Consider the following 4,162-nt stretch of genomic DNA (forward strand, 5'->3'; position numbering starts at 1 on the left):
CGGCGCCCGGGGCTGGGCCGGCAAGGGCCGCCGCCCCGACGACGAGCCGCCGGCGCCGCCGGCCGGCTGAGTTGTCCACAGGCCCGTGAAGCAGGCCCGCACGACCCGAGCCGCCCGGCTTAGGATCGGTTCATGAGCGAGCTTGCTACCCAATCATCAACTCCGCGTCCGACGGATCGTCTCGCCGGAGCGCCGGCGGAGGCGATGGCATGAGCCTGACCGAAGACGACCTGCGCGCCGCGATCGCGCGCGAGCTGCCCGGTGTCCGCGCCGACCTCGAGCGGCTGGTCCGCATCCCCGGGATCGCGTTCGACGGTTTTGACCACTCGCACGTCGAGCGGTCCGCCGAGGCCGTCGCCGAGCTGCTGCGCGGCTGCGGCCTCGAGGTGCAGATCGTCCGCGGCGCGGGGCAGCCCGCCGTCATCGGTCGCAAGGCCGCGCCCGAGGGTGCGCCGACCGTCCTGCTCTACGCCCACCACGACGTGCAGCCGGCCGGTGACCCCGCGCTGTGGACCAGCGACCCGTTCGAGCCGGTCGAGCGCGACGGCCGGCTCTACGGTCGCGGCGCCGCCGACGACAAGGCCGGCGTGATGGCGCACGTCGCCGCGCTGCGGGCGTTCGGCGACGAGCTGCCGGTCGGCGTTGTGCTGTTCGTGGAGGGCGAGGAGGAGTTCGGCTCCGATTCGCTCGACGAGCTGCTCGAGACCCACAAGGAGACGCTGCGCTCCGACGTCATCGTCATCGCCGACTCCGGCAACTGGGACATCGGCGTACCGGCCCTGACCACGTCGCTGCGCGGCCTGGTCAACTGCTTCGTCGAGGTCAGCACCCTGAACAACGCCGTGCACAGCGGCATGTTCGGTGGTGCGGTGCCGGACGCGCTCACCGTGCTGGCCCGGCTCATCGCCACCCTGCACGACGAGAACGGTGAGGTTCTCATCGACGGTCTGGCCCGTCGTGAGGCCGCGACTGTCGACTACCCGGAGGACCGCTTCCGCCACGAGGCCGGCGTGCTCGACGGCGTCAAGCTGATCGGCGAGGGCCGGCTCACCGACCGGATCTGGACCAAGCCGTCCGTCTCGGTGCTCGGCATCGACGCGCCGAAGGCCAGCGAGGCGCCGAACGCCCTGGTGCCGCGGGCCAAGGCCAAGCTGAGCGTGCGGCTCGCGCCCGGCGACGACTGGAATTCGGCGTACGCGGCGATCCGTGCCCACGTCGAGAAGTTCGTGCCGTGGGGTGCCCACGTCGAGGTCACGCTGGAGAGCGGCGGCGAGCCCTGCGTCATCGACGCGACCGGCCCCGCGTACGACGCCGCCCGGGCCGCGTTCCAGCAGGCCTGGGACGGGGTCGCGCCGGTCGACATGGGCGTGGGTGGCTCGATCCCGTTCATCGCCACCTTCCAGGAGCTCTTCCCGGAGGCGGCGATCCTCGTGACCGGCGTCGAGGACCCGTACGCCGGCGCGCACGGGCCGAACGAGAGCCTGCACCTCGGCGAGTTCGCCCGGGTCTGCCTCGCCGAGGCCCTGCTGCTGCGCAACGTGGCCGCGCTGGGTAAATGACATGGCCGCCGAGCTGAGCTGCGACGTACTGGTCGTCGGCGCCGGCCCCACCGGGCTGATGCTGGCGAACTGGCTGGTGAAGCTCGGCGTCCGGGTCATCGTGGTCGACGGCAAGGACGGCCCCACCCGGGAGTCACGCGCGCTGGTGGTGCAGGCTCGCAGCCTCGAGGTGTACGACCAGCTCGGCATCGCGGACAAGGTGCTCGCGGCGGCACACCGGGCGGTCGCGCTGGCTCCGGGCTTCGGGGATCGCGTGTTCGGCCGGATCCCGATCGGGCCGCTGGGTGGCGACGTGACGCCGTACCCGTGGATCGAGATCTTGGAGCAGAGCCGCAACGAGGAAATCCTGTACGAGAACCTGCGGGCCCTCGGCGGCGACGTCCGCTGGGGCCGGCAGGTCTCCTCGCTGACCGCCACCGCCGAGCGTGTCGATGCCGTGGTCGGCGACGAGAGGATCACGGCGCGGTTCTGCGTCGGCGCGGACGGGGCGAATTCGGTGGTCCGCAAGTCGCGGGGCATCGCCTTCGACGGCGTGACCAGCCCACACCTGTTCTACGTGATCGACGCGACGGCGGTCGGTGGGCTGGTGGCCGACGCGATCAACGTCCGGCCGGCCGGCGACGAGTTCCTGCTCGGCTTCCCGATGCGTGGCCGCGGCAACTGGCGGCTGATCGGTCTGGCCCGTGACGACGACGGCGACGGCGAGATCACCGAGCAGGACGCGCAGGCCCGGATCCGGCGCTCGTTCGCGGTGACCTACGCGCAGTCCCGCTGGTTCGCGACCTACAAGGTGCACCACCGGGTGGCGGCGACGTTCCGCGACGGCCGCTTCTTCCTGGCCGGCGACGCCGCGCACGTGCACTCGCCGGTCGGCGGCCAGGGCATGAACACCGGTCTGCAGGACGCGCACAACCTGGCCTTCAAGCTCGCCGACGTGGTGCACGGCCGCGCCGGCGACGCCTGGCTGGACCGCTACGAGGCCGAGCGGCGCCCGGTCGCCCGGACCCTGGTGGCGACGACCGACCGGATGTTCGGCTACATCACCTCGCAACGGGTCCAGCTGCGGGCGCTGCGCCGGTTGATTGTGCCCCTGCTCGCGCCGGTCGGCGTTCGGCTGCTGCCGCGGACGGGTGGCGGCTCGCGCTTCTTCGGCTACGTTGCGCAGCTCCGGATCCGCTACCGCATGACGCCGGACGAGGGGCGCGACCCGGTGGTCGGCCGCCGGCTGGCGTGGGCCGGCAGCAACTACGAGGTGCTGCGGTCACTGCAATGGCAGATCCACGGGTACGGCGGGATCGAGCAATCCGACGTGCCGGACCTGGGACTGCCGGTGCACCTGTTCGACGCCGCGCCGCAGACGCCGTTGCTTCCGGGGCAGCTCTATCTCGTACGGCCGGACGGCTTCGTGGCCGCGGCGGCGCCACCCTCGCAGGCCGCCGCGGTGTTCACACAGGCCATGCCGCGGTGACCAGCACGGCGGTCGTCACCGACCTGGACGGCACGATCGTCCGCGCCGACGGGACGATCAGCGAGGCGACCATCGCGGCCTGCCACGCGCTACGGGCACAGGGCATCCCGGTCATCGCCGCCACCGCCCGCTCCCCAGCCGGAGTCCGCGCCCTCACAGAGCTGACCCCGCACCTCACGCTGGCGGTCTGCTGCGGCGGCTCCCTCGGGTACGCGTTCCAGCCCCCATCAGTCCTGTGGCGCGACACCCTGCAATCCGACGCCGTGCAGGCGCTGCTGTCGCTCGTACGCGCCGAGCTGCCGGAGGCGGGAGTCGCGATCTACGACGGCGAATCGTGGCGGATGAACGAGGCCTACGTCGCGATCCGTACCTCCCAGCACAATGGCCCGTCGGCGGTGGTCTCCGTCGACGCGTTCGCGGGAGTGGCGGCCTGCGCGATGACGCTGTGCCACCCGACGCTCGGCCCGGCCGACCTCATCGCCCTGCTGACCCGGCGTGGCATCCCGCTGAGTCTGAGCCTCGCGGGTCCGGAGATCGTCGAGATCGCGCCGGCCGGCATCAACAAGGCCAGCGGAGTGGTACGGGCCCTGCGCGAGGTCGACGTGCCGGCGGACCAGGCAGTTGCCTTCGGAGACATGCCGATCGACATCCCGATGTTCACCGCGGTGGGCAGATCGGTGGCGATGGCCGACGCCCCGAAGGAAGTGCTGGCCGCGGCGACAACGGTGACCGAGACGGTCGAGGAGGACGGTTTCGCGCATGCCTTGACCCGCCTGGGGCTCATCTAGCAGCAAGTTCATACCCGCGGCAATCGGCTTCGCTTGATCGGGTGAGTCTGCTGCGCGGGCGAGATCATTCCTGTTAGGATTCGAACATGAGTTCGAACGAGGCGATCGTGGCGCTCCGCGCCGCCGGCAGTGCTCTGGGAGACGTCGACGTCTCCGGGTGGGACGACACCGCCCTCACCGCTCAGCTCGCTGAGCTGTCCGACGCCCTGTGCCAGCTCGACGCGCAGCTCAGCCGCGTCGCCGAGGCCATCCGCGCCCGCGGCTACCGCATCACGGAGCCGGTGGCCGCCTGACTTTGCTCCATGTCCCCGGGCCCGTCGCCCGGCGCACCCCGTCGCCACGCGGTG

The 4,162-nt window shown here is 71.8% G+C and carries 4 protein-coding genes; all 4 read left to right on the forward strand.

Going from position 1 to position 4,162, the window contains the following annotated elements; translation table 11 throughout:
* Positions 1-209 precede the first annotated feature (209 nt).
* The 4 genes from AB0C29_RS36620 (at position 210) to AB0C29_RS36635 (ending at position 4,108) form a co-directional block, all read left to right on the forward strand.
* The gene (locus AB0C29_RS36620) at positions 210-1,559 is read left to right on the forward strand and encodes a dipeptidase (protein WP_360830359.1); all 1,350 of its coding nucleotides are present in this window, start codon (positions 210-212) and stop codon (positions 1,557-1,559) included.
* Position 1,560: 1 nt separating this feature from the next.
* A complete protein-coding gene (locus AB0C29_RS36625) occupies positions 1,561-3,027 on the forward strand; it encodes an FAD-dependent monooxygenase (protein WP_360830362.1) in 1,467 nt (488 codons plus the stop codon).
* On the forward strand, positions 3,024-3,815 hold the full coding sequence (locus tag AB0C29_RS36630; RefSeq protein WP_360830364.1) for an HAD family hydrolase: 792 nt from the start codon (positions 3,024-3,026) through the stop codon (positions 3,813-3,815). Before AB0C29_RS36625 ends, AB0C29_RS36630 begins: the two co-directional genes overlap by 4 nt.
* A gap of 86 nt (positions 3,816-3,901) precedes the next feature.
* The gene (locus AB0C29_RS36635; RefSeq protein WP_360554920.1) at positions 3,902-4,108 is read left to right on the forward strand and encodes a hypothetical protein; all 207 of its coding nucleotides are present in this window, start codon (positions 3,902-3,904) and stop codon (positions 4,106-4,108) included.
* The last annotated feature ends 54 nt before the right edge of the window (positions 4,109-4,162 follow it).

Source organism: Actinoplanes sp. NPDC048791 (assembly GCF_040650095.1).
Classification (GTDB): Bacteria; Actinomycetota; Actinomycetes; order Mycobacteriales; family Micromonosporaceae; genus Actinoplanes.